The organism is Methylomonas sp. ZR1 (assembly GCF_013141865.1).
In the GTDB taxonomy this organism is placed as follows: Bacteria; Pseudomonadota; Gammaproteobacteria; order Methylococcales; family Methylomonadaceae; genus Methylomonas.
Genome location: NZ_RCST01000001.1, coordinates 1,654,207 through 1,671,999, shown reverse-complemented (window position 1 = coordinate 1,671,999; position 17,793 = coordinate 1,654,207). Strand labels below are relative to the sequence as shown.

Here is a 17,793-nt window from a genome sequence, read left to right as displayed (position 1 = left end):
AGCAACTGATATGCAGCGTATCGTTTTAGGCATCGAATACGACGGCAGTGCTTATGCCGGCTGGCAATGGCAGGACGGTAAAGCGACCGTGCAGGGCCAACTGGAAAAAGCCTTGAGTAAAATCGCCAATCAGCCGATTACCGTACTATGCGCAGGCCGCACGGATGCCGGCGTGCATGCGCTGGAACAAGTGGTGCATTTTGATTGTGAGACGGAGCGCGACATGCGCGGCTGGTTGATGGGTGGCAACAGCCATCTGCCGGATGACATCCGCATTACCTGGGCGCAAGCGGCGCAGGGCGACTTTCATGCCCGCTACAGCGCCATCGCCCGCGCTTATCGGTATGTGATTTTGAACCGGCCGATGAAGTCGGCTTTGCTAAGAACGCAGGCCACTTGGTGTTATCAGCCGTTGGACGAGCAAGCCATGCATCAGGCTGCCCAATCGCTACTGGGTGAACACGATTTTTCCTCGTTTCGCGCGCAGAGTTGTCAATCGGTCAGTCCCAACCGCTTGATGCATTTTATTGATGTATATCGCGACGAGCAGCGGGTGATCATCGATCTCTGCGCCAATGCCTTTTTGCATCATATGGTCAGAAATATCGCCGGGGTATTGATGGAAATCGGTATGGGCCGGCGGCCGGTGGATTGGACTGCCGAACTTTTGGAGACTAAAGACCGCTCCCAAGCTGCGATGACCGCCCCCCCGCATGGTTTACATCTCGCGGCTGTGTATTACCCGGAGCATTATGCGATCGCCAAAAACCCCTTGTTCGATAAGCTGCCGGCAGACGCTAAGCGGCATGATTAATCTGGCCTGCGCATCGCGCCTGGCAAGTCGTCTAACTTAAACTTTCTAACAGATTTTCCAGTTCGGTTTTTGCCAGCTTACCTGTCCCGTTTCTCGGAATCTTAGTAACAAAATGAATTTTTCGCGGCAGAAACACGTCATCCAGATAGGGCTGTAGACCCCGCCGAATGGCGTGGTTGTCTAGCCTGCTGACCACAACAGCCGCCAGTCGCCCATTATCCTGGATGAAACAAACACCGTCGTCTACGCCGTCTATATCCAGCAAGCGACGGTTCAGTTCGGTCAGGGACGCGCGCTTGCCGCCAATTTTCACCATGTCTTGATCCCGGCCCAATACGGTAAAACAGCCGTCGGCTTGGATCTGCACAGTGTCTTGCAAAGGCACTTCGTCTGGCAAATGCCCAGATTGCAGATAGGTTTTTCCACCTTCATCTTGATGCAAGCGGCAGCCGGTGTAAGGTCTCCACGGGTTCTCAAGCAAGGTCTCGCGACTGGCAAACGACAGGGTTTCTGTGCTGCCATAGATTTCGCGCGGGGATTGCCCTAAAATTGCCGCGGTTTCGCCGGCCAGCTTTGCGGATAAAGTGTCGGTGGCAGAAATTATGCCGGCCAGATTGTCCCAAGCGCCGGTGGTTTTGATTAAGGAACGCAAATGGGTAGGCGTTGACGCCAACACCGTAGGCCACGGCGCAGTGTTAACCGTCTGCCGGATGTCTTCGGCGAAAAATGGTCGGCCGTCGTGCAGCACGAGTTGGGAAAACAAAGGCCAGAATACCGAGGTTTCCAGACCGTACATATGTTGCGGCGGCGTGGTGGACAGCATTAATAGGCACTGCTCCGCTAACCCCAGGCTGCTGACCGCCATTTCGGCGGAGGTTTTAAAAGTATGCAGGCTATGCGGGCAGGGCTTAGGTTTGCCGGTGCTGCCGGAGGTGAAGGCAATCACGGCGGTGCGCTGCCAGTCGAAATCGGGTGGCGATGCTGGGGTTGCAGCGTTTGGCGCGATGACTTCGAACCAATCCAAACCCTTTTGCTGTGGCGCGTGTTCTCTGGCGATATACGCGCCGCGATAGTCGCGCAGAATTTCCAGGATAACCGCCATTTGCCCGGCGGGCGGCAACAGGCAAATCTGTCCGCGTACCGCCGCCGCTAACAGGCAGAGACAAAATAGGTAGCGGTTTTCGCATAAATTAAATTGATAGGGCTGGTCCGGCAATTGCGCGGCCAAGGCCGTCACGTCAGCCCATAGTTTACCGCGGCTCACTACATGGCCGTTATGCAGGGCAAACGGTGCTGTGTGGCTAGAATATAGTGGTGTCGGTGGGGCGGGAGATTTTTGAGTTTCCAGCATTGAATGGGATGTTATTGGGGCATACCGCCAAGTTAACGCCTATCTTGCTAGGGCTTGTCGTAGAAGTTCGTTCTCCTGCTGGAGAAGGATTACGCCAATTGAACTTGACGGCATTGCCGCTGTTTCTGAATTTTGTACTGGACGTATTTTAACCGGATAAGAGGGTTGGTAAGTAAATGGATGCAGATGTATTGATTATCGGGGCCGGCCCCTCCGGCAGCGTGGCGGCGAAAATGCTGAAACAACTCGGTCACCAGGTGGTGATTCTGGAAAAAGAACAGTTCCCGCGTTTCTCGATTGGCGAAAGTCTGCTGCCGCAATGCATGGCCTTTATGGAAGCCGCGGATATGCTACCGGCGGTGACGGCGGAAGGCTTCCAATTCAAAAACGGCGCCGCTTTTTCCCGAGCCGGCAAACTGACCGAATTCGATTTCACCCAAAAATTCAGCCCAGGCTGGGGCACCACCTTTCAAGTACCGCGCGCCCATTTCGATAAGGTGTTGGCCGACAGCGCCGAGGCGGCCGGCGTGCCTATTCATTATCAACAAACCATCCAGTCTGCCGATTTTAGTAATCCTGAGCAAGCCAGCCTGACCAGCGTGGATGCCAACGGTGTGCACAAGCAATGGCGGGCAAAGATGGTATTGGATGCCAGCGGTTTTGGCAGGGTCTTGCCAAGATTATTGGATCTGGAAACGCCTTCTTCGTTGTCGCCGCGCCGCGCGCTGTTCACGCATATCGAGGATCGGATTACTGTATCCGATTACGACCGCAATAAAATTTTAATTGCCATTCATCCGAAATTTCATGAAATCTGGTACTGGCTGATTCCGTTCAGTAACGGCAGAAGCTCGCTGGGTGTGGTGACGCCCGCGGGTTTTCTGGATCAGCGTAGAGGTGAGCCGCTGGAAGTGTTAAAGGACATTGCCTTCGAAGAACCACGACTAGCTGAGCTATTGGCCGACGCCCGTTTCGATACCCCGGCAAATACCATCGGCGGTTATTCCGCCAACGTCAAGCAACTCTATGGCCAGGGCTTTGCGTTACTCGGCAATGCCGGCGAGTTCTTGGATCCGGTGTTTTCATCCGGCGTGACGATTGCGATGAAATCCGCCGCGTTGGCCGTACCCTTGGTTGACCGGCAACTGCGCGGTGAGCCGGTAAACTGGTCTGTCGAATACGAGCGGGCTTTGCGCAAAGGCATCGAGGTATTTCGGGCTTATGTGGAGGCTTGGTACGACGGTCGTTTTCAGCAAATTATTTTCGAGGAAAATCAGTTGGCCAGCGTCAAGGCCATGATCTGTTCCATTCTCGCCGGCTATGCCTGGGACGAGGAAAACCCCATGACGCAGCGCAGCGCGAAGAAAATCGAGGCCATTTTGGCAACTTATCAAACTGCCTGAGCGGTGTCATTTGTATTTACATGATTTAGGCCTAGTCTGCGCATTGGGGGACAGCAAGGCCGATATTTTAGCGGCATGGCTTGCCGGTCGCTCCTTTCCGCCCGTTCCGCCGGCCTGGCTGGATTCGGCAATTCCCGCATTCGGCGTGCTAACAGAATTACCGGTCATTCCGGCCAAGCTTAAACAATACGATTGTCGCAATAACCGTTTGCTGTTGTCGGCGCTTTGCCAGATCGAGTCCGCTACTAGTACCGCCATAGCTCGTTACGGCACAGATCGCGTTGGCATAGTGGTAGGCACTAGTACCTCCGGGATTGCCGAGGGTGAAAGTGCGGTGCAAGTGTTGCGGGCAAGCGGGAGCATGCCTGGTCACTATCACTACAAACAACAAGAACTGGGCGGTGCCGCGGAGTTTCTGGCGGCGTACCTGGACGTTCGTGGCCCGGCCTTCACCGTCTCCACCACCTGTTCATCGAGTGCCAACGCCATGGCGTCGGCCCGTCGGCTGCTGCGCTTGGGTGTCTGCGCTGCGGTCGTGGTGGGCGGTGCTGATAGTTTATGCCGCACCACGCTGGAAGGCTTTTTTGCGTTGGGTGCCCTTAGCAAAACCACTTGCAATCCGTTCAGTAAAAATCGTGACGGCACGACAATAGGCGAAGGTGCGGCTTTATTTCTGATGACGCGCGAGCCAAGTGAGATCGCGTTGCTGGGTGTCGGCGCTAGTGCCGATGCCTATCATATTTCCGCGCCGCGCCCTGACGGTAGCTGCGCTTTGCTGGCGATGCAGGCGGCATTAGCCGATGCACAGCTAAAGCCTGAGCAAATCGATTACATCAACCTGCACGGCACGGCAACCTGGCAAAACGATGCGATGGAAAATCGGGCGGTTGCGCAATTGTTCGGTAGCGATACGGCATGCAGCTCCAGCAAACCGTCCACCGGCCATTGTTTAGGTGCGGCCGGTGCGCTGGAAGCCGGTTTATGCTGGTTGCTACTGTCTGATTTACATCAAGAAAGGCGTTTACCTGCGCATCTGTGGGATGGCGAACCTGACCCGGACATGACTCGACTAAACTTGGTCGGGCTGGAAAACCAGCAGCCAAAGCCGCTACAATACTGCCTTAGCAACTCTTTTTCATTCGGCGGAAACAATGTGTCCCTGCTCATTGGACATCCCTGACAGTCCAGCGGCTTTTCCCTATGCCATCGAATCCCTAGTACCTCAGTCCGGGCGTATGGTGCTGTTGGACCGGGTCCTGGAAGTCAGTGACAGCCATATCGTGGTCGAATTGCAGGTGCGCGATGACAGCCTGTTTTCGTGTGGCGATCACAGCGTGCCGGCCTGGGTGGGCTTGGAATACATGGCGCAAACTATTGCCGCCTACTCCGGGTATCACCGCAAGTGCCGAGGCGAAGCGATTGGTTTGGGGTTTTTATTAGGCACGCGCTACTTCGAATGCTCGGTCGGCAGTTTTCCCTGTGGCGCCAAACTGACCGTCAGGGCGGAAAAAATTATCGAGGCTGCCAACGATATGTCGGTGTTCGACTGCACGATAACCGGGCAAAATATCAAGGCCAGCTCGAAGTTAAATGTGTTGCTGCCACAGGATTCGCAAAAATTTCTCGCCGGAAAAGGAATATGAGCCAACCAACCATCCTGGTCACAGGATCCAGCCGAGGCATCGGCAAAGCCATCGCCCTGCGCCTTGCTCGCGAGGGCTACGATATTGTGCTGCATTGCCGCAATCGGCTGGATGAAGCCGAGCAAGTCAAACAGCAGATTGTCGAGATGGGCCGCCAAGCGCGCGTACTGAGCTTTGATTTGGCCGACCGCCATGCGGCCAAAGACAGTTTGGAAAACGATATTCAAAGCCATGGCGCCTACTATGGCGTGGTCTGCAATGCCGGCCTTTCCCGAGACAATGCCTTTCCAGCGCTGAGCGGCGAGGATTGGGACCAGGTGTTGCGCAGTAATCTGGATGGTTTTTACAACGTGCTTTATCCGCTGGTTATGCCGATGATACAACGCCGTAAACCGGGACGCATCGTCACGCTGGCTTCCGTATCCGGTTTAGTCGGTAACCGCGGCCAAGTCAATTACAGCGCGGCCAAAGCCGGCATTATCGGCGCGACCAAAGCGCTGGCGGTGGAGTTGGCGAAGCGCAAAATCACCGTCAATTGCGTGGCCCCTGGTTTGATCGAAACCGAGATGCTCGAAGGCTTGCCCCTTGAAGAAGCGCTGGCCGCCGTACCGGCCAAACGCTTGGGTACACCGGAAGAAGTCGCGGCCTTGGTGGCGTTTTTGATGTCCGAAGATGCCGCTTACATTACCCGCCAAGTGATTTCGGTGAATGGAGGTTTGTGTTGACCCGCCGCGTCGTCGTGACCGGCATGGCCGGCTTTTCGCCGATCGGCAACGATTGGCAGGAAATACGCGGCAGGCTTTTAGGCAAGCAATCCGGCATCCGTTACATTCCGGAATGGGAAATTTATAACGGCCTGCTGACCCGTTTAGCGGGGGCAGTGGAAAATTTCACGCTGCCGGGCCATTACACCCGCAAAAACACCCGCAGCATGGGTCGAGTCTCGTTAATGGCAACTCGGGCTACGGAACTGGCTATGCTTGATGCCGGTTTGCTGGGTGATCCGATTATCAGCAGCGGCCGCACCGGTGTAGCTTACGGTTCGTCAGTCGGATCGACGCCGGCTATCGCCGATTTCGGCAGAATGCTGATTAATCACGACATTGGCAATCTAAATGCTACCACCTATCTGAAAATGATGGGCCACACCACCTGCGCCAACGTGGCTTTGTTTTTTCAGGTGCGCGGCCGGGTCATACCTTCTGTCAGTGCCTGTACCTCGGGCAGCCAGGGCATCGGTTACGCCTATGAAGCGATCAAATACGGTTTGCAGGACGTAATGCTGGCGGGCGGCGCGGAAGAGCTTTGCCCGACCGAAGCGGCATTATTCGATGCGCTCTACGCCACCAGCACCCGTAACGCTGAACCAAATCTGACGCCGCGGCCTTTCGACCGCGACCGCGACGGCTTGGTAATCGGTGAGGGTGCTTGTACCTTGGTATTGGAAGAACTGGAACGGGCTTTGGCGCGCGGCGCGCGAATTTACGCTGAAATAAGCGGATTTGCGACCAATGCCGACGGCGTACATGCCACGCAACCCAATGCCGACACGATGCAGGTAGTCATGCGTTTGGCCTTACAGGATGCCCAGCTAGAAGCCAATCAAATTGCTTATATCAGCGCACACGGCACCGCCACAGAGCAGGGCGACATTGCCGAAAGCCATGCAACGGCCGCGGTGTTTGGCGGTAATACGCCGATCAGCAGTTTGAAAAGTTTCACCGGCCACACCTTGGGCGCTTGCGGAGCCCTGGAGGCCATGGTGGCAATTCAGATGCAGCGGGAGGGTTGGTTTCATCCCAATTTGAATCTGGATAATCTCGATCCGCGTTGTGCTGAATTGGATTATCTGACCGGCGACGGCCGTCATATCCACGCCGACTACATCGTCAGCAATAATTTTGCGTTTGGCGGTATCAACACATCCTTGGTTTTACAGCGCTGGGATAGCTGAGTTGACCCAGAGCATGGCCGAGTCTGCTAGGGAGAGCCGTTTGGCTTTCACATTAAAACACTGGTGTTTCTGGCAATCGGCCCCGTATCTCCAAACCAAGGCCTGGCCTAACGGTGAAATCTTGCCGCATAACCAAGGTAAGGCCGATGTGGGGTTTTTACCGGCGATGCAAAGGCGCAGATTATCGCCATTAGCCAGAGCCGCCTGTGCTGTGGCTTGGCGCAGTCGCAGTGAAAACGGCGACATGCCCTCGGTATTTTTTTCAAACCATGGCGAAAGTCAGTATTACTTCGAGATGCTTGAAGAGTTGGCAAAGGGCGAGCATGTTTCGCCCAGCCGCTTCAGCCAGTGCGTGCACAATGCCATCGCCGGCTTGTCCAGTTTCCATAGTGCAAGCTATTTACCTTATGTAGCCTTGGCCGGCGGTACGGAAGGGTTGTATGCGGCTTTTCTGGAGGCTGGCGGCATGCTTTTGGATGTGCCTCAGGTTTTGCTTGTCTGCTATGAGCAGCCGTTGCCGGACGCTTATTTACCTTATCTGCCCGGCAGTCAAACCACCTGGGCTTTGGCAATGACGCTGGCGAGGTCCGGCTGCGCCGGACCGCAATTGCAGCTGACGCGCGAGCCGGCAAATGGCCCGGCAATGCCGTCAAAGGGCTTACCCAATTTCGTGCAAGCAGTCCTATCAGGCCGGCAAAGCGGATCTTGTCGGCAGGACAGGGCGATCTGGCATTGGCGTTTGGACGAGTTTCATAACTCGATTGCCAGCGGCCTAAGCGATCTGCCGTAACCCAGGGTATAATCCATACTTGGCGTAGTAATTTATCGCGCGGTTGGCACAGATACTTTGGCGCTTGGAGTGGTGCCAGAGAACTATACAATAGCAAACCGATACTCGCTAAATCGAGGCTTTAGAGCGATTGTAAGGCCGAGTCGAGTATCGCAACAGGAAACAACACCCGTATGAAGACCCAAGAAGACGTATTTGCCACCTTAAGAGAGTTGATGTCGGAAATGTTCGAGTTAACGCCCGAGGACATCACCTTGGAGGCTAACCTGCGGCAGGATTTGGACATCGACAGCATCGATGCGGTGGATTTGATGGTCAGGCTGCGCGAGATTACCGGCAAACGCATCAATCCCGAGGATTTCAAAAATGCCCGCACCATTCAGGACGTGGTGGATACTGTTTACCGGATCAGTGCTGAATAAGCCTGGATGTTTAAAGATTTTTTCACCAATCGGGTCCCGACCAAGATCCAAGCAAATCCCGACACCAGTATTTGCCCAAAACCCAAAGCAGAGTCTCGGCAAATCATTCTGAATGTGATTATCGGGGCTGCGACGGTCAGCTATCCCTTTCTGATTTGGTTTTCCGCCGATTACTTTCAACCCCGTTCCATGGCTTTAGGGTTAGCAGGCTTGTTCTTGCTGCGTTACTGGCTGCAAAAGCAGCGCAAATCTGCAGGAATAGCCGAATCTAGGTTGATATTGGCCTGCGCGCTATTTCTGTTGCTGGGCGCACTGGTCAACGATGCCGGCTGGCTGCTGGCTTATCCGGTGTTCGTCAGCCTGCTGTTTTTTGCGGTATTTGCCTTCAGTTTGATCCATCCGCCGACGGTAGTGGAACGGCTGGCCAGGCTGGAATTTCCGGATCTGCCCGCCCATGGCGTGCTGTATACCCGGAAAGTGACACTAATTTGGAGCGTTTTTTTTCTGGGCAACGCGGCAATTTCCTTGCTGACTATTTGCTATGGCGACCGCTGGTTGTGGAGTCTGTACAACGGTTGTATCTCGTATGTGCTGATGGGTTTGTTAATGGCAGCAGAAATGGCGGTACGCCGCAAGGTGAAGGCCAGCTTTTGAGTATGAAAAATCAGGGAAGCGAAGCAGGCGTTTTGTTTCCGGAAACGCTAACCAAACAAATTCAGGCCGACGGCGTGGTGCTGACCTTGCGCATCCCCAAAGATTTGACTTATTTCAACGGTCATTTCGACGAAATTGCGGTGGTACCCGGCGTCGTGCAAATCCAATGGGCGGTGCATTATGCCCGGCAATACCTGAGTTTAACCCGCGACTTCAGTCATATGGAATCGGTAAAATTCAAAGAGCTATTGTTACCTGGACAAGAGCTGGAATTGGCATTGCACTATCTGCAACAAGCCGGGAAACTCACTTTTTGTTACCGTTCGACAGCCTGCGAATACAGCTCGGGTAGAATTTACTTTCATGACCACGACGTTTAAGCCCTGCATCCTGATTCCGGTTTATAACCACGAAAAGCCGCTCCCCGGCATTGTTGAGCGTTTGGCTGCGCATGAACTGCCTTGTCTGCTGGTGGATGACGGTAGCGATGCGGCCTGCGCCGAGGTGATTCGCAACTTAGCCGAGCAATATGCCGGGGTGCAAAGTATCAGGCTGGAGATTAACCAAGGGAAGGGCGCGGCGGTCAAAGCCGGCATTCTGGCCGCTCAAACCCAAGGGTATTCGCACGGGCTGCAAATCGATGCCGACGGCCAGCACGATTTAAACGATGTGAATAAATTTCTAAACGCCGCCAAACAAGCGCCGGAAGCGGCAGTTATCGGTCGAGCGCTATTCGACGCATCGATTCCTAAACTGCGCTACTACGCCCGCTACCTGACCCATATTTGGGTACATATCAACACACTGTCTTTCGCCATCCCCGACTCGATGTGCGGCTACCGGGTTTACCCGCTGGCGTCTTGCGCAAAGTTGATTCAAAGCCAAGCCATGGAAAATCGCATGGGTTTTGATACGGAGATTTTGGTGCGGCTTTATTGGCAAGGCGTGACAGTCATCTCCATTCCCACTCAGGTGCGCTACCCGCTGGACGGCTTATCGCATTTCCGGGCTTTGGAGGACAATCTGCTGCTCAGTCAGACTCATGCCCGTTTATTTTTCGGTATGTTGTTACGCTGGCCCAAACTGCTACTGAGGCATTTTCAATGAAGCCTGCGAACACCGCCGCCCGGCATTGGGCAGCCGTGGAGGAAAACAGCCTGCTTTGGGGCATACAGGCTCTGGTGTGGGTGTATCGGCTGTTCGGCCGCTGGGTGTTTCGGCTATTTTTGCGGCCGGTGGTAAGTTATTACTTTTTGGCCGGGCGTCTTGCCCGCGAGTCTTCCAGGGAATATTTACGCCATTTGGCTGAGTTTTACCCGGATTTGGGCTTAGGCAGCGGGCTCTGGCAAAGTTACCTGCATTTTTTGAGCTTCGGCGAAACCTTGCTGGATAAAATCGTGGTGTGGACCGGCAACATCACGCCGGAACAAGTGGATTTTCCCAATCGCCAGCTGCTGCTGGATTTGATCGCACAAAAGCGCGGCGCCATGCTGCTGTCCGGACACATCGGTAACCTGGAAATTTGCCAAGCCATCGCCACGATGCGCGGCCACATCCATCTCAACATCTTGGTACATACCAAGCATGCCGAGAAATTCAACCGCCTGCTCGGCAGCCGCGGCAGCGCCACCATCCAATTAATTCAAGTGACGGAGTTAAGTCCCGCCATCGCGATTACCTTGCAGGAAAAGATCGAGCGCGGCGAATTTCTGGTGATGGTTGGCGACCGGATTCCGGTGCAAGGCGGCCGCACGGTGTCGGCCAGCTTTCTGGGAGAGGACGCCGAATTTCCACAAGGTCCGTATCTGCTGGCTTCGCTGTTGCGTTGCCCGGTCTATACCTTGTTTTGCTTTCCGGTGAACGGTCGATTCAAAATCCATCTGGAACACTTCGCGGAATCTATCCGCATCCCGCGCGGTGAACCCAAAAGGCATGACATGCTGAAAAACCTGGCGCGACAATATGCCGAACGACTGGAAGCCTATTGCCGAATAGCGCCGCTACAATGGTTTAATTTTTACCCGTATTGGAGTAAGACAGCTGCGGGCGATACCAGTCAGATAGCCGTCGAGGACAACTAATATGTTGCGCGCCGAAGTGGAATTGACCGTGCCTTTTCATGACATCGATCTATTGAATATTGCCTGGCACGGCCACTATTGCAAATACATCGAAATTGCCCGTTGCGCGATGCTGGATAAAATCGGCTACGGTTATATGGCCATGAAAGAAACCGGTTACGTCTGGCCGATTGTGGATTTGCAATTGCGTTATGTGCGTCCGGCACAGTTCGAACAGCGGATCAAGGTATCAGCGGAGTTGGTGGAATGGGAATACCGGATGAAGATTAAATACCGGGTCGCCGACGCCGAAACCGGCGAAGTGTTGGCCAAGGGCCATACCATCCAGGCCGCTGTGGACGCGGACAGCCGCGAAATGTGTTTCGCTTCGCCGGCGGTGTTTTTGGAAAAGCTCGGGATTAAATCTGATTCGCCCTAGCTAGGTGCTTACTGTAGCGTTTGTGTTTTGGGCTGTTCCGGTTTGTCGTCTTTGTTGTACTGTCGCGTCGCCTGTTGCCTAGCGTCAGCCTGTTCTTAACCTTTTGCTCGAGGGATTTTGATTATGTTCAGAAAAAACTACATTGTGATGTTGCTCTGCTTGGCTGTGTTGGCGGTGGGCTGCAAGAAGGAGCTTAAGCCAGGTGAAGGTGCGGCAGCGGCTGTCCAGCCCGCGCAGGTTTACTATACGCAGTTCAGCCTGTTCCAAGAGCAGAACCGGTTCCGCACCACCAATTACCGTAAAGGCCAGTTGATTCCAATCAATACACCAGTAGCGCTGCTGAAACTGACCTCCGACGAGGCGGTGCTTAGAGTGGAATCCAGCGGCCAACTGATTACCATCGAAAACGTGCAAAAATTTACCAAAGACGATATGCCGATTGCTTTCAGTAAAATTGCCGGCACCAGTAAGGTAGACCTCAATCAATATACTCCCACCGAGCGCGAAAGTATTTTGGCAGGGCAGGTGAAGACAGGCATGAGCAAAAAAGCCGTGCTGGCCGCCATCGGCTACCCGCCGCAGCATGTCACGCCTTCGCTCGATAGCGACGACTGGACTTACTGGTCCAATCTATTCAACCGCTTTTTGGTGAAATTTAAAAACGGCAAAGTCGATAGCATTGTCGAATAAGCCCGGGGCTTTTGATGTACTGGAGCCGGCAGTTGCAGTTCCGGTTCCAGTAGCGATCATTGGACTATTCAAACCCAAATCCGGCTTTAGCCCAGGCTTTGGTTCCCCCTTCCAAATTGCGCAAATGCTCGTAACCTAGTTCGTGTAGCGTTCTAGCTGCGGCATTGCCCATCGGCCCACCTTCGCAATACAGATAAATCGGAGTGGTTTTATCTTGCGGCAGTTTATCCAGGTATTTCTCGACATTGTTGTAAGGAATAAACACATCGGTGCCTTTGATATGCCGCTGCTCCGGGGTATGCACGTCCACCAGAAAAATATCCTGCTGTTGCATCAGCTGATTTAGTTCCGGCGCGGTGACCATTTGTAAATAATCGGGTGCTTGAAACGCGCAGCCGCTCAAGAACAGGCTTAAAGCTGCACTGGCATAGGTTTTTTTCATGGCTTAATTCTCCGAAATCAGACAAATGCGTTAGGGATTTTGGCAACGATCCAAGCTTTCACTCAGCGTGACCGGTTGCAAATTCGCGGCGGCAATGGCCTCCAGCAAGGGAGGAAGCACTTCCAGAATTACCGGCTGATTTTTGCTTGTGCGGGCAACATTACTGTCATGCAACAACAGAATGTCGCCAGCTTTCAGGTCTTTCAACAATTTCGCCAAGACGACTTGCGGATTGTTTTCAATCGTGTCGAAGCCGCGCTTGGTCCAACTAGCCAATTGCAACCCCAGGCGGCTGAGTACCGGGTCGAGCAAAGGATTGCGCAAACCGACCGGCGGCCGAAAAAACCGGGGCCGAATGCCGGTCACCTCAGTCAGAGTATCCTGGGCCGCGTTTAGTTCGGCCATCCAGCCATTTAGCAGCAGAAACGGCAAATGATATTGGTGATGCATGCTGTGATTTTCGACCGCGTGGCCGCGTTTGACGATGTCCCGACACAAATCCGGGTAGCGTTGGGCTTTATCGGCGATGCAGAAAAACGTGGCTTTGGCGCCGAAGCGATCCAGCAGGTCCAGCACGGCGGGGGTGATTTCAGGATCGGGGCCATCGTCTATGGTAATGGCAATGTCGCCCCGCGCGGCGGCGGCAGGCGGCAGCGAGGTCCAGTTCGAGCCTACCCAAGAGCAACGCGGCCAAAGCCCGGCAAAGGTTAAAACCAACTGATCGGCAATAAAAGTCATCAAGACCCAAGGCCAAATGCTTGGTTGAATAACTATCGCCAGCGGAGCGGCTATTGTTATTGCCAATGAAACCTTCATTAGCGGCGTAGGCTGCCAGTTGCGGTAAGCGGAAAAATTCATCATGAATGGGGGTGCGTGTTTAACCGGTAAGCGTCGCCGGTACCGAGCAGGGCGGCGATCAGATTTTTCTGCACTTCCGAGCTGCCAGAAAAAAGCCGCCCGGCTAGCGCATCCTGGACCAATTCAGCCATCGCGCCCCCCGATTCCAAGCCGGCCGCGCCCATGATCTGCACCGCATCCAGGCTGGATTGCAAGAAAGCCTCGGCCGCATACAACTTGGTTTGCGCCGACGCCATCGTCAGGCGTTGGCCGGCGTCGCACAATCGTGCGCATTCCCCCAGCCATAAATTGACGGTGTCCAGCCGTAATTTCATCTCGGCGATGCGATGGCTGACGGCCTGATGCTTACCCAAATGCACGCCGCCGGAGCGCCGTTCCCGGCTGTAAAGAACCACTTCCGCCAGTTGCCAATCCATGATCCCGGCGATGCCGGCGAACACGAAGGCCCGTTCGTATTCCAAAGCCTTTTGAATCATCTGGGTGCCGGCGCCGATTTTTCCGAGCAGGCGGTCTGCACCGAGCCGGCAATCTTGCAAAATCACACTACCGGTGGCGCTGCCCCTGCAGGCATCCAATGCACTTTCATTGCTGAAATGGCAGCCGTCATCTTCACGGGACACCAGGAAAGCGGAAATCTTGCCGTCCAGTTTGGCGTAAATCACCAACCAGTCGGCCAATGGCACGTTAGTGATATAACACTTTTCGCCGTTTAGTAGATAACCGTCGCCCGTTTGTTTGGCATGAGTAGTCATCGCTTGCACGTCGGAGCCGCAAGACGACTCGGTGATGGCATGCCCGCCCAGCCAGTCTCCGCTCAACAAAGCCGGCAGAAATTTTTCTTTTTGCGCCTCGCTACCGTACAACAAGATAGGGAACACCGATCCCCACAGATGGGCGTTGATCGCCAACATCAGACCGGGATCGCGACAAGTTTCGCCAAGGCGGCGATGGGTTTTGACTAACGAGACAAAGTTATCGCCAAAACCGCCGACCGTAGAGGGCAGGGCATGTCTAAACACACCAAGTTCGGCGACGGCACGCAAACGGGCTTTGATTTGGGTTTCATTCGGTCGGCCTGCGTAAGCAAGGATCTCGGAAAAGTCAGCGGCTATAGTCATGGTTTAGGATTTGAGTAAACTCAATGAATTTGCGTTGTATTGTATCGTTCCCAGGCTCCTGCGTGGGAGCGAAGGCATACAGCGTCGAGGCAAGCTTGCAAAGACAAAGTTTCTGTTTTTCGCAAAAGCTTCTATGCTGGTTAGGCTTGGAACGCCAGGTCTCGCCGCTTGCGATTGGTCAACCAGACTAAGCCTGGCTAGCAATTATCAATAACTTAAAAGCACGCATGAGCAAAACCACACCCGCCAACGTCAAACTCACGCTTTACGGTAAGCCTATCGAGCTGAAATTCAGCGCGCCAATGGAAAAAGTGACGCCGGTGGCGATGCTGCCGGCACTGCATCGCATCAACAACACATTTGTCGAAACCGCAGTGGCTACCTTTGTGACGGACCAGGAAACCATCTCCTGCCAAGCCGGTTGCGGCGCTTGCTGCCGACAAGTCGTGCCGTTGGCGGAATTTGAAGCCTATCAAATCGCCGGTGTGGTCGAACAATTGCCCGAGCCCAGGCGTTCCGCGGTCAAGCAACGCTTTGCCGACGCTTGCGAAAAATTGGATGCTATCCAGTGGCTGAGCCGGCTCGAACAGATGCTGGCTGAAGGCACCAGCCACGAAGCGGTAGAGCAACACGCGCTGACTTATTTCCAGCAAGGGGTGCCCTGTCCGTTTCTGGAAGCGGAAAGCTGCTCCATCCACCCGGTCCGACCCTTGGCTTGCCGAGAATATCTGGTGACATCCCCGGCCGAACATTGCCAAAATCCGACGCCGGAACATGTCAGACACATCGAGTTGAAATTTCAGGTGTCCAAAATTGTCCGCAAACTGTGGCGCACCAGCCATATCAAAGACCTGGATTCGGTGCCGATGATTTACGCCTTGCAATGGGTCAAGAAACACCCCAACCAATTTCCAAAAAAGCGTGGCGAGGCTTGGCTGCGGGAATTTTTTGACTATATGGCGAATCCGTGACGTTACTTGATGCCGCTGGAAACGATGGAATTAGCTTATCGTTCCCACGCTCCAGCGTGGGAACGAAGCCCCGGACGCTCCAGCGTCACGACTACCAAAGTGCAACCATCCAGCTCGACACAATTACAAGTATCAGCCTAATTCCATGTGATACAGCGCCCGGTCTTCACCAATAACTCTGAAGCCCATCCGGTCGTAGAGACGCTTTGCCGGGTTTATCTTTATCACGTCCAGTACCAATTTCTTATTCAGGTTTTTGGCCCGCAAAGCTTCTTGTGCCAGCAAAGTGGAGCCTATTCCCCGTCTTTGAAATTTAGGTAGCAGAAACAGGGTGCGAACCCAATGACTTTGCTCGCTCTCCTGCACATAGATAGCGCCGGCAGGTTCTTTGCCGATGCAAATCAGTTTGAAGTTTTGCACCTGTAGGTTTGTCCAGAAACCGGTATGTTGAAACTCGTCGTCCCAGCCCCATGCCCAATCGATGTAATCGCGCATCGATAGCTTGAACGCATTAAATATGAAATGTTTGTCATGCTTTGCTGCGTCGATCAGGCTAAAGGAGGTCATAAACTAAGCCAAATGTTGTGTATCGTATGTATCATCTGTCGTTCCCACGCTCCAGCGTGGGAACGCCGCCCCAGACGCTCCAGCGTCACGGCTACCAAGTATCGATGTCGATCAAGCCGCCCAGCCCTGCGTAATTCGCGGCACTTGAGTAGCGCCAATGCTCAGGCAAATTCACATAACCCCGCTTCACCGGATTGGCATGAATATAATCCAACTTCTCCCGCATCATCGCTTCATTGAGAATCAGCTGCGCATGCACGCCTTCCTGCCAAAACTGAAACTCCCGGTCATGTTTATGCGCGCATTTGGCAAAGCACAATCTCTGCAGTAAATGTTCGGCTCGTTTCGCTTGCAGGTGATCGATAATCCGCCGCGCGGTATAGGCTTTGAAACTGGCAACGCATTTATCCAGCGTGACACTCTGAGCGATGAAATGCAGATGGTTTTCCAGGATCACATAGCCATACAGTTTCAAGCCGACTTGTTGCCGTTGATATTGCCAGCAGTCGAGCAGGATTTTCACGGTTTCCGGCCGGGTAAAGACCGGTAGCCACTCCATGACCGTGCAGATCATGAAATGGGTTTGCTGGGGTTCCGTGATGATGTAGCGGCTTCGGCCCATCGGCTGTTTGTTGGTTTAGGACGCTGGAGCGTCCGGGGCTGCGTTCCCACGCGGAGCGTGGGAACGATGGAAAACGAGATAGGTAGTTTTTGAGATGGAATCCTTCTACTGGTTATTTTGGGATGAATTCGATTTCTCGCAAATTGTATTGATCCAGTGATCTTCTCTCCTTATATGCTCTCCGTGATACCAATTTAGTATTTATGCGCAAAGAATAGCTAACATCCCGAATAGTCCAACGCGCCACTGAGGCACATATAACTGCTGCAGTACGATTAACAACCCTATAGATATAGCGACTGCCATGTTACCCGTTGCTTCTTTTATAACTACAAAGCGTTCGCGTTGAAGTCTATCGGCATGGTTGCGAGTTGAAACAAAAAAAACCGACACCCCTTCATGGTATTCGGAATTCGACACATTCTTTGGGCTCGCTCTAACAACATTAATACGTTCACCAAATCCTTGCACGAAGAATCCAAGTATCCAACAATATCCATAAACAAAGAGCCATAAAAACGAGGGTATTTTTTGTAGTTGTTCAAAATCCGGATTCCCATAGAAAATCGAGAATATCAACGCTGAAAAAACAACGCCTCCCGGCAGTACTTTTGCAAAGAAGTCGCGCGCTACAAAGCTAGAGTATAGTGAGTCGGTTATTTCCTTAACATTGTCGATATCAGCCATTTTGTACCTCAGGGATGCTAAATGATTATTTTGCAGGCTAGCCCGGTGGTTCCGAAAGCGTGTTCTGATTGAGCAGTAAGTCTTCCAGCTTTTCGTTTTTTTATAATTTAGCCAATCGTATTTCTTTGGTCGTCTTGTTCAACGACGATAAACGTTGTTTTAGATATCGATGATGAAATGAAAATGGTCAATCCGTAGATTTTCTGTATATCATCGCCGATAGTTATAACCTTAACAAGTTAGCAACTCCACCTGCTCTTCAGGTAGTCAGCAAAATTCTTAATTGGCCGCAATCCAACTTCCCATTC

The 17,793-nt window shown here is 53.4% G+C and carries 22 protein-coding genes; 15 read left to right on the top strand and 7 right to left on the bottom strand.

All coding sequences use genetic code 11. The features are described from left to right. Positions 1-10: 10 nt before the first annotated feature. Positions 11-814, top strand: a complete 804-nt coding sequence (gene truA, locus DDY07_RS07695; protein ID WP_171695448.1) for a tRNA pseudouridine(38-40) synthase TruA — start codon at positions 11-13, stop codon at positions 812-814. A 31-nt stretch (positions 815-845) separates the two neighbouring features. On the opposite strand, the gene DDY07_RS07690 is transcribed toward truA, so the two are convergent. Beyond that, positions 846-2,078, bottom strand: coding sequence for an AMP-binding protein (locus tag DDY07_RS07690; protein ID WP_367650860.1), 1,233 nt, complete (start codon positions 2,076-2,078; stop codon positions 846-848). Between the two features lie 263 nt (positions 2,079-2,341). Here DDY07_RS07690 and DDY07_RS07685 point away from each other — a divergent pair, with 263 nt between their 5' ends. The 13 genes from DDY07_RS07685 to DDY07_RS07625 all read left to right on the top strand — a co-directional run bounded on the left by DDY07_RS07685 (position 2,342) and on the right by DDY07_RS07625 (position 12,220). Then, entirely contained in the window at positions 2,342-3,568 is a 1,227-nt protein-coding gene (locus tag DDY07_RS07685) for an NAD(P)/FAD-dependent oxidoreductase (RefSeq protein WP_171695446.1), read from the top strand. Between the two features lie 10 nt (positions 3,569-3,578). Further along, on the top strand, positions 3,579-4,748 hold the full coding sequence (locus DDY07_RS07680; protein WP_171695445.1) for a beta-ketoacyl-ACP synthase: 1,170 nt from the start codon (positions 3,579-3,581) through the stop codon (positions 4,746-4,748). Further along, the gene (locus DDY07_RS07675; RefSeq protein WP_253734434.1) at positions 4,720-5,211 is read left to right on the top strand and encodes a 3-hydroxylacyl-ACP dehydratase; all 492 of its coding nucleotides are present in this window, start codon (positions 4,720-4,722) and stop codon (positions 5,209-5,211) included. The genes DDY07_RS07680 and DDY07_RS07675 overlap by 29 nt, the downstream gene beginning before the upstream one ends. Next, positions 5,208-5,936, top strand: coding sequence for a 3-oxoacyl-ACP reductase FabG (fabG, locus tag DDY07_RS07670; RefSeq protein WP_171695444.1), 729 nt, complete (start codon positions 5,208-5,210; stop codon positions 5,934-5,936). Before DDY07_RS07675 ends, fabG begins: the two co-directional genes overlap by 4 nt. Continuing rightward, positions 5,930-7,165, top strand: coding sequence for a beta-ketoacyl-ACP synthase (locus DDY07_RS07665; RefSeq protein WP_171695443.1), 1,236 nt, complete (start codon positions 5,930-5,932; stop codon positions 7,163-7,165). Before fabG ends, DDY07_RS07665 begins: the two co-directional genes overlap by 7 nt. Positions 7,166-7,205: 40 nt before the next feature. Then, complete coding sequence (locus DDY07_RS07660; protein WP_253734433.1) at positions 7,206-7,955, top strand: beta-ketoacyl synthase chain length factor; 750 nt, start codon at positions 7,206-7,208, stop codon at positions 7,953-7,955. Between the two features lie 173 nt (positions 7,956-8,128). Beyond that, positions 8,129-8,377: an acyl carrier protein gene (locus DDY07_RS07655; protein WP_101052293.1), complete on the top strand. Its 249-nt coding sequence runs from the start codon at positions 8,129-8,131 to the stop codon at positions 8,375-8,377. A gap of 6 nt (positions 8,378-8,383) precedes the next feature. After that, positions 8,384-9,031, top strand: coding sequence for a hypothetical protein (locus tag DDY07_RS07650; RefSeq protein WP_253734432.1), 648 nt, complete (start codon positions 8,384-8,386; stop codon positions 9,029-9,031). Between the two features lie 2 nt (positions 9,032-9,033). Further along, on the top strand, positions 9,034-9,411 hold the full coding sequence (locus DDY07_RS07645) for an AMP-dependent synthetase (protein WP_171697736.1): 378 nt from the start codon (positions 9,034-9,036) through the stop codon (positions 9,409-9,411). Next, entirely contained in the window at positions 9,395-10,138 is a 744-nt protein-coding gene (locus tag DDY07_RS07640) for a glycosyltransferase family 2 protein (protein WP_171695441.1), read from the top strand. Before DDY07_RS07645 ends, DDY07_RS07640 begins: the two co-directional genes overlap by 17 nt. Then, positions 10,135-11,112, top strand: a complete 978-nt coding sequence (locus tag DDY07_RS07635; RefSeq protein WP_171695440.1) for a lipid A biosynthesis acyltransferase — start codon at positions 10,135-10,137, stop codon at positions 11,110-11,112. Before DDY07_RS07640 ends, DDY07_RS07635 begins: the two co-directional genes overlap by 4 nt. Before the next feature lies 1 nt (position 11,113). Further along, on the top strand, positions 11,114-11,530 hold the full coding sequence (locus DDY07_RS07630; RefSeq protein ID WP_171695439.1) for an acyl-CoA thioesterase: 417 nt from the start codon (positions 11,114-11,116) through the stop codon (positions 11,528-11,530). 123 nt (positions 11,531-11,653) lie between these two features. Further along, positions 11,654-12,220, top strand: coding sequence for a hypothetical protein (locus tag DDY07_RS07625; protein WP_033156267.1), 567 nt, complete (start codon positions 11,654-11,656; stop codon positions 12,218-12,220). 64 nt (positions 12,221-12,284) lie between these two features. On the opposite strand, the gene DDY07_RS07620 is transcribed toward DDY07_RS07625, so the two are convergent. From DDY07_RS07620 to DDY07_RS07610, 3 genes are read right to left on the bottom strand one after another with little or no spacing between them, the layout of a single operon-like run. Continuing rightward, a complete protein-coding gene (locus tag DDY07_RS07620; RefSeq protein ID WP_033156266.1) occupies positions 12,285-12,662 on the bottom strand; it encodes a rhodanese-like domain-containing protein in 378 nt (125 codons plus the stop codon). A 30-nt stretch (positions 12,663-12,692) separates the two neighbouring features. Further along, a complete protein-coding gene (locus DDY07_RS07615) occupies positions 12,693-13,523 on the bottom strand; it encodes a polysaccharide deacetylase family protein (protein WP_253734431.1) in 831 nt (276 codons plus the stop codon). Beyond that, the gene (locus DDY07_RS07610) at positions 13,520-14,638 is read right to left on the bottom strand and encodes an acyl-CoA dehydrogenase family protein (RefSeq protein WP_171695438.1); all 1,119 of its coding nucleotides are present in this window, start codon (positions 14,636-14,638) and stop codon (positions 13,520-13,522) included. Before DDY07_RS07610 ends, DDY07_RS07615 begins: the two co-directional genes overlap by 4 nt. 227 nt (positions 14,639-14,865) lie before the next feature. On the opposite strand from DDY07_RS07610, the gene DDY07_RS07605 reads away from it, so the two are divergent. Beyond that, positions 14,866-15,609 (top strand): YkgJ family cysteine cluster protein, encoded by a 744-nt coding sequence (locus DDY07_RS07605; RefSeq protein ID WP_171695437.1) that lies wholly within the window; start codon positions 14,866-14,868, stop codon positions 15,607-15,609. A 132-nt stretch (positions 15,610-15,741) separates the two neighbouring features. On the opposite strand, the gene DDY07_RS07600 is transcribed toward DDY07_RS07605, so the two are convergent. The 3 genes from DDY07_RS07600 to DDY07_RS07590 all read right to left on the bottom strand — a co-directional run bounded on the left by DDY07_RS07600 (position 15,742) and on the right by DDY07_RS07590 (position 17,485). Continuing rightward, positions 15,742-16,176, bottom strand: a complete 435-nt coding sequence (locus tag DDY07_RS07600) for an N-acetyltransferase (RefSeq protein ID WP_171695436.1) — start codon at positions 16,174-16,176, stop codon at positions 15,742-15,744. 91 nt (positions 16,177-16,267) lie between these two features. Then, complete coding sequence (locus DDY07_RS07595) at positions 16,268-16,798, bottom strand: transposase (RefSeq protein WP_171695435.1); 531 nt, start codon at positions 16,796-16,798, stop codon at positions 16,268-16,270. Positions 16,799-16,999: 201 nt separating this feature from the next. Further along, complete coding sequence (locus DDY07_RS07590; RefSeq protein ID WP_171695434.1) at positions 17,000-17,485, bottom strand: hypothetical protein; 486 nt, start codon at positions 17,483-17,485, stop codon at positions 17,000-17,002. Between the last annotated feature and the right edge of the window lie 308 nt (positions 17,486-17,793).

What these genes read in the sequence shown, in the direction of transcription:
- truA (WP_171695448.1), top strand. Translation starts at nt 11, where the DNA reads ATGCAGCGTATCGTTTTAGGCATCGAATACGACGGCAGTGCTTATGCC.
- DDY07_RS07640 (WP_171695441.1), top strand. Translation starts at nt 9,395, where the DNA reads ATGACCACGACGTTTAAGCCCTGCATCCTGATTCCGGTTTATAACCAC.
- DDY07_RS07595 (WP_171695435.1), bottom strand. Translation starts at nt 16,798, where the DNA reads ATGGGCCGAAGCCGCTACATCATCACGGAACCCCAGCAAACCCATTTC.
- DDY07_RS07645 (WP_171697736.1), top strand. Translation starts at nt 9,034, where the DNA reads ATGAAAAATCAGGGAAGCGAAGCAGGCGTTTTGTTTCCGGAAACGCTA.
- DDY07_RS07590 (WP_171695434.1), bottom strand. Translation starts at nt 17,485, where the DNA reads ATGGCTGATATCGACAATGTTAAGGAAATAACCGACTCACTATACTCT.
- DDY07_RS07610 (WP_171695438.1), bottom strand. Translation starts at nt 14,638, where the DNA reads ATGACTATAGCCGCTGACTTTTCCGAGATCCTTGCTTACGCAGGCCGA.
- DDY07_RS07675 (WP_253734434.1), top strand. Translation starts at nt 4,720, where the DNA reads ATGTGTCCCTGCTCATTGGACATCCCTGACAGTCCAGCGGCTTTTCCC.
- DDY07_RS07650 (WP_253734432.1), top strand. Translation starts at nt 8,384, where the DNA reads ATGTTTAAAGATTTTTTCACCAATCGGGTCCCGACCAAGATCCAAGCA.
- fabG (WP_171695444.1), top strand. Translation starts at nt 5,208, where the DNA reads ATGAGCCAACCAACCATCCTGGTCACAGGATCCAGCCGAGGCATCGGC.
- DDY07_RS07685 (WP_171695446.1), top strand. Translation starts at nt 2,342, where the DNA reads ATGGATGCAGATGTATTGATTATCGGGGCCGGCCCCTCCGGCAGCGTG.
- DDY07_RS07655 (WP_101052293.1), top strand. Translation starts at nt 8,129, where the DNA reads ATGAAGACCCAAGAAGACGTATTTGCCACCTTAAGAGAGTTGATGTCG.
- DDY07_RS07615 (WP_253734431.1), bottom strand. Translation starts at nt 13,523, where the DNA reads ATGATGAATTTTTCCGCTTACCGCAACTGGCAGCCTACGCCGCTAATG.
- DDY07_RS07635 (WP_171695440.1), top strand. Translation starts at nt 10,135, where the DNA reads ATGAAGCCTGCGAACACCGCCGCCCGGCATTGGGCAGCCGTGGAGGAA.
- DDY07_RS07605 (WP_171695437.1), top strand. Translation starts at nt 14,866, where the DNA reads ATGAGCAAAACCACACCCGCCAACGTCAAACTCACGCTTTACGGTAAG.
- DDY07_RS07600 (WP_171695436.1), bottom strand. Translation starts at nt 16,176, where the DNA reads ATGACCTCCTTTAGCCTGATCGACGCAGCAAAGCATGACAAACATTTC.
- DDY07_RS07630 (WP_171695439.1), top strand. Translation starts at nt 11,114, where the DNA reads ATGTTGCGCGCCGAAGTGGAATTGACCGTGCCTTTTCATGACATCGAT.
- DDY07_RS07620 (WP_033156266.1), bottom strand. Translation starts at nt 12,662, where the DNA reads ATGAAAAAAACCTATGCCAGTGCAGCTTTAAGCCTGTTCTTGAGCGGC.
- DDY07_RS07625 (WP_033156267.1), top strand. Translation starts at nt 11,654, where the DNA reads ATGTTCAGAAAAAACTACATTGTGATGTTGCTCTGCTTGGCTGTGTTG.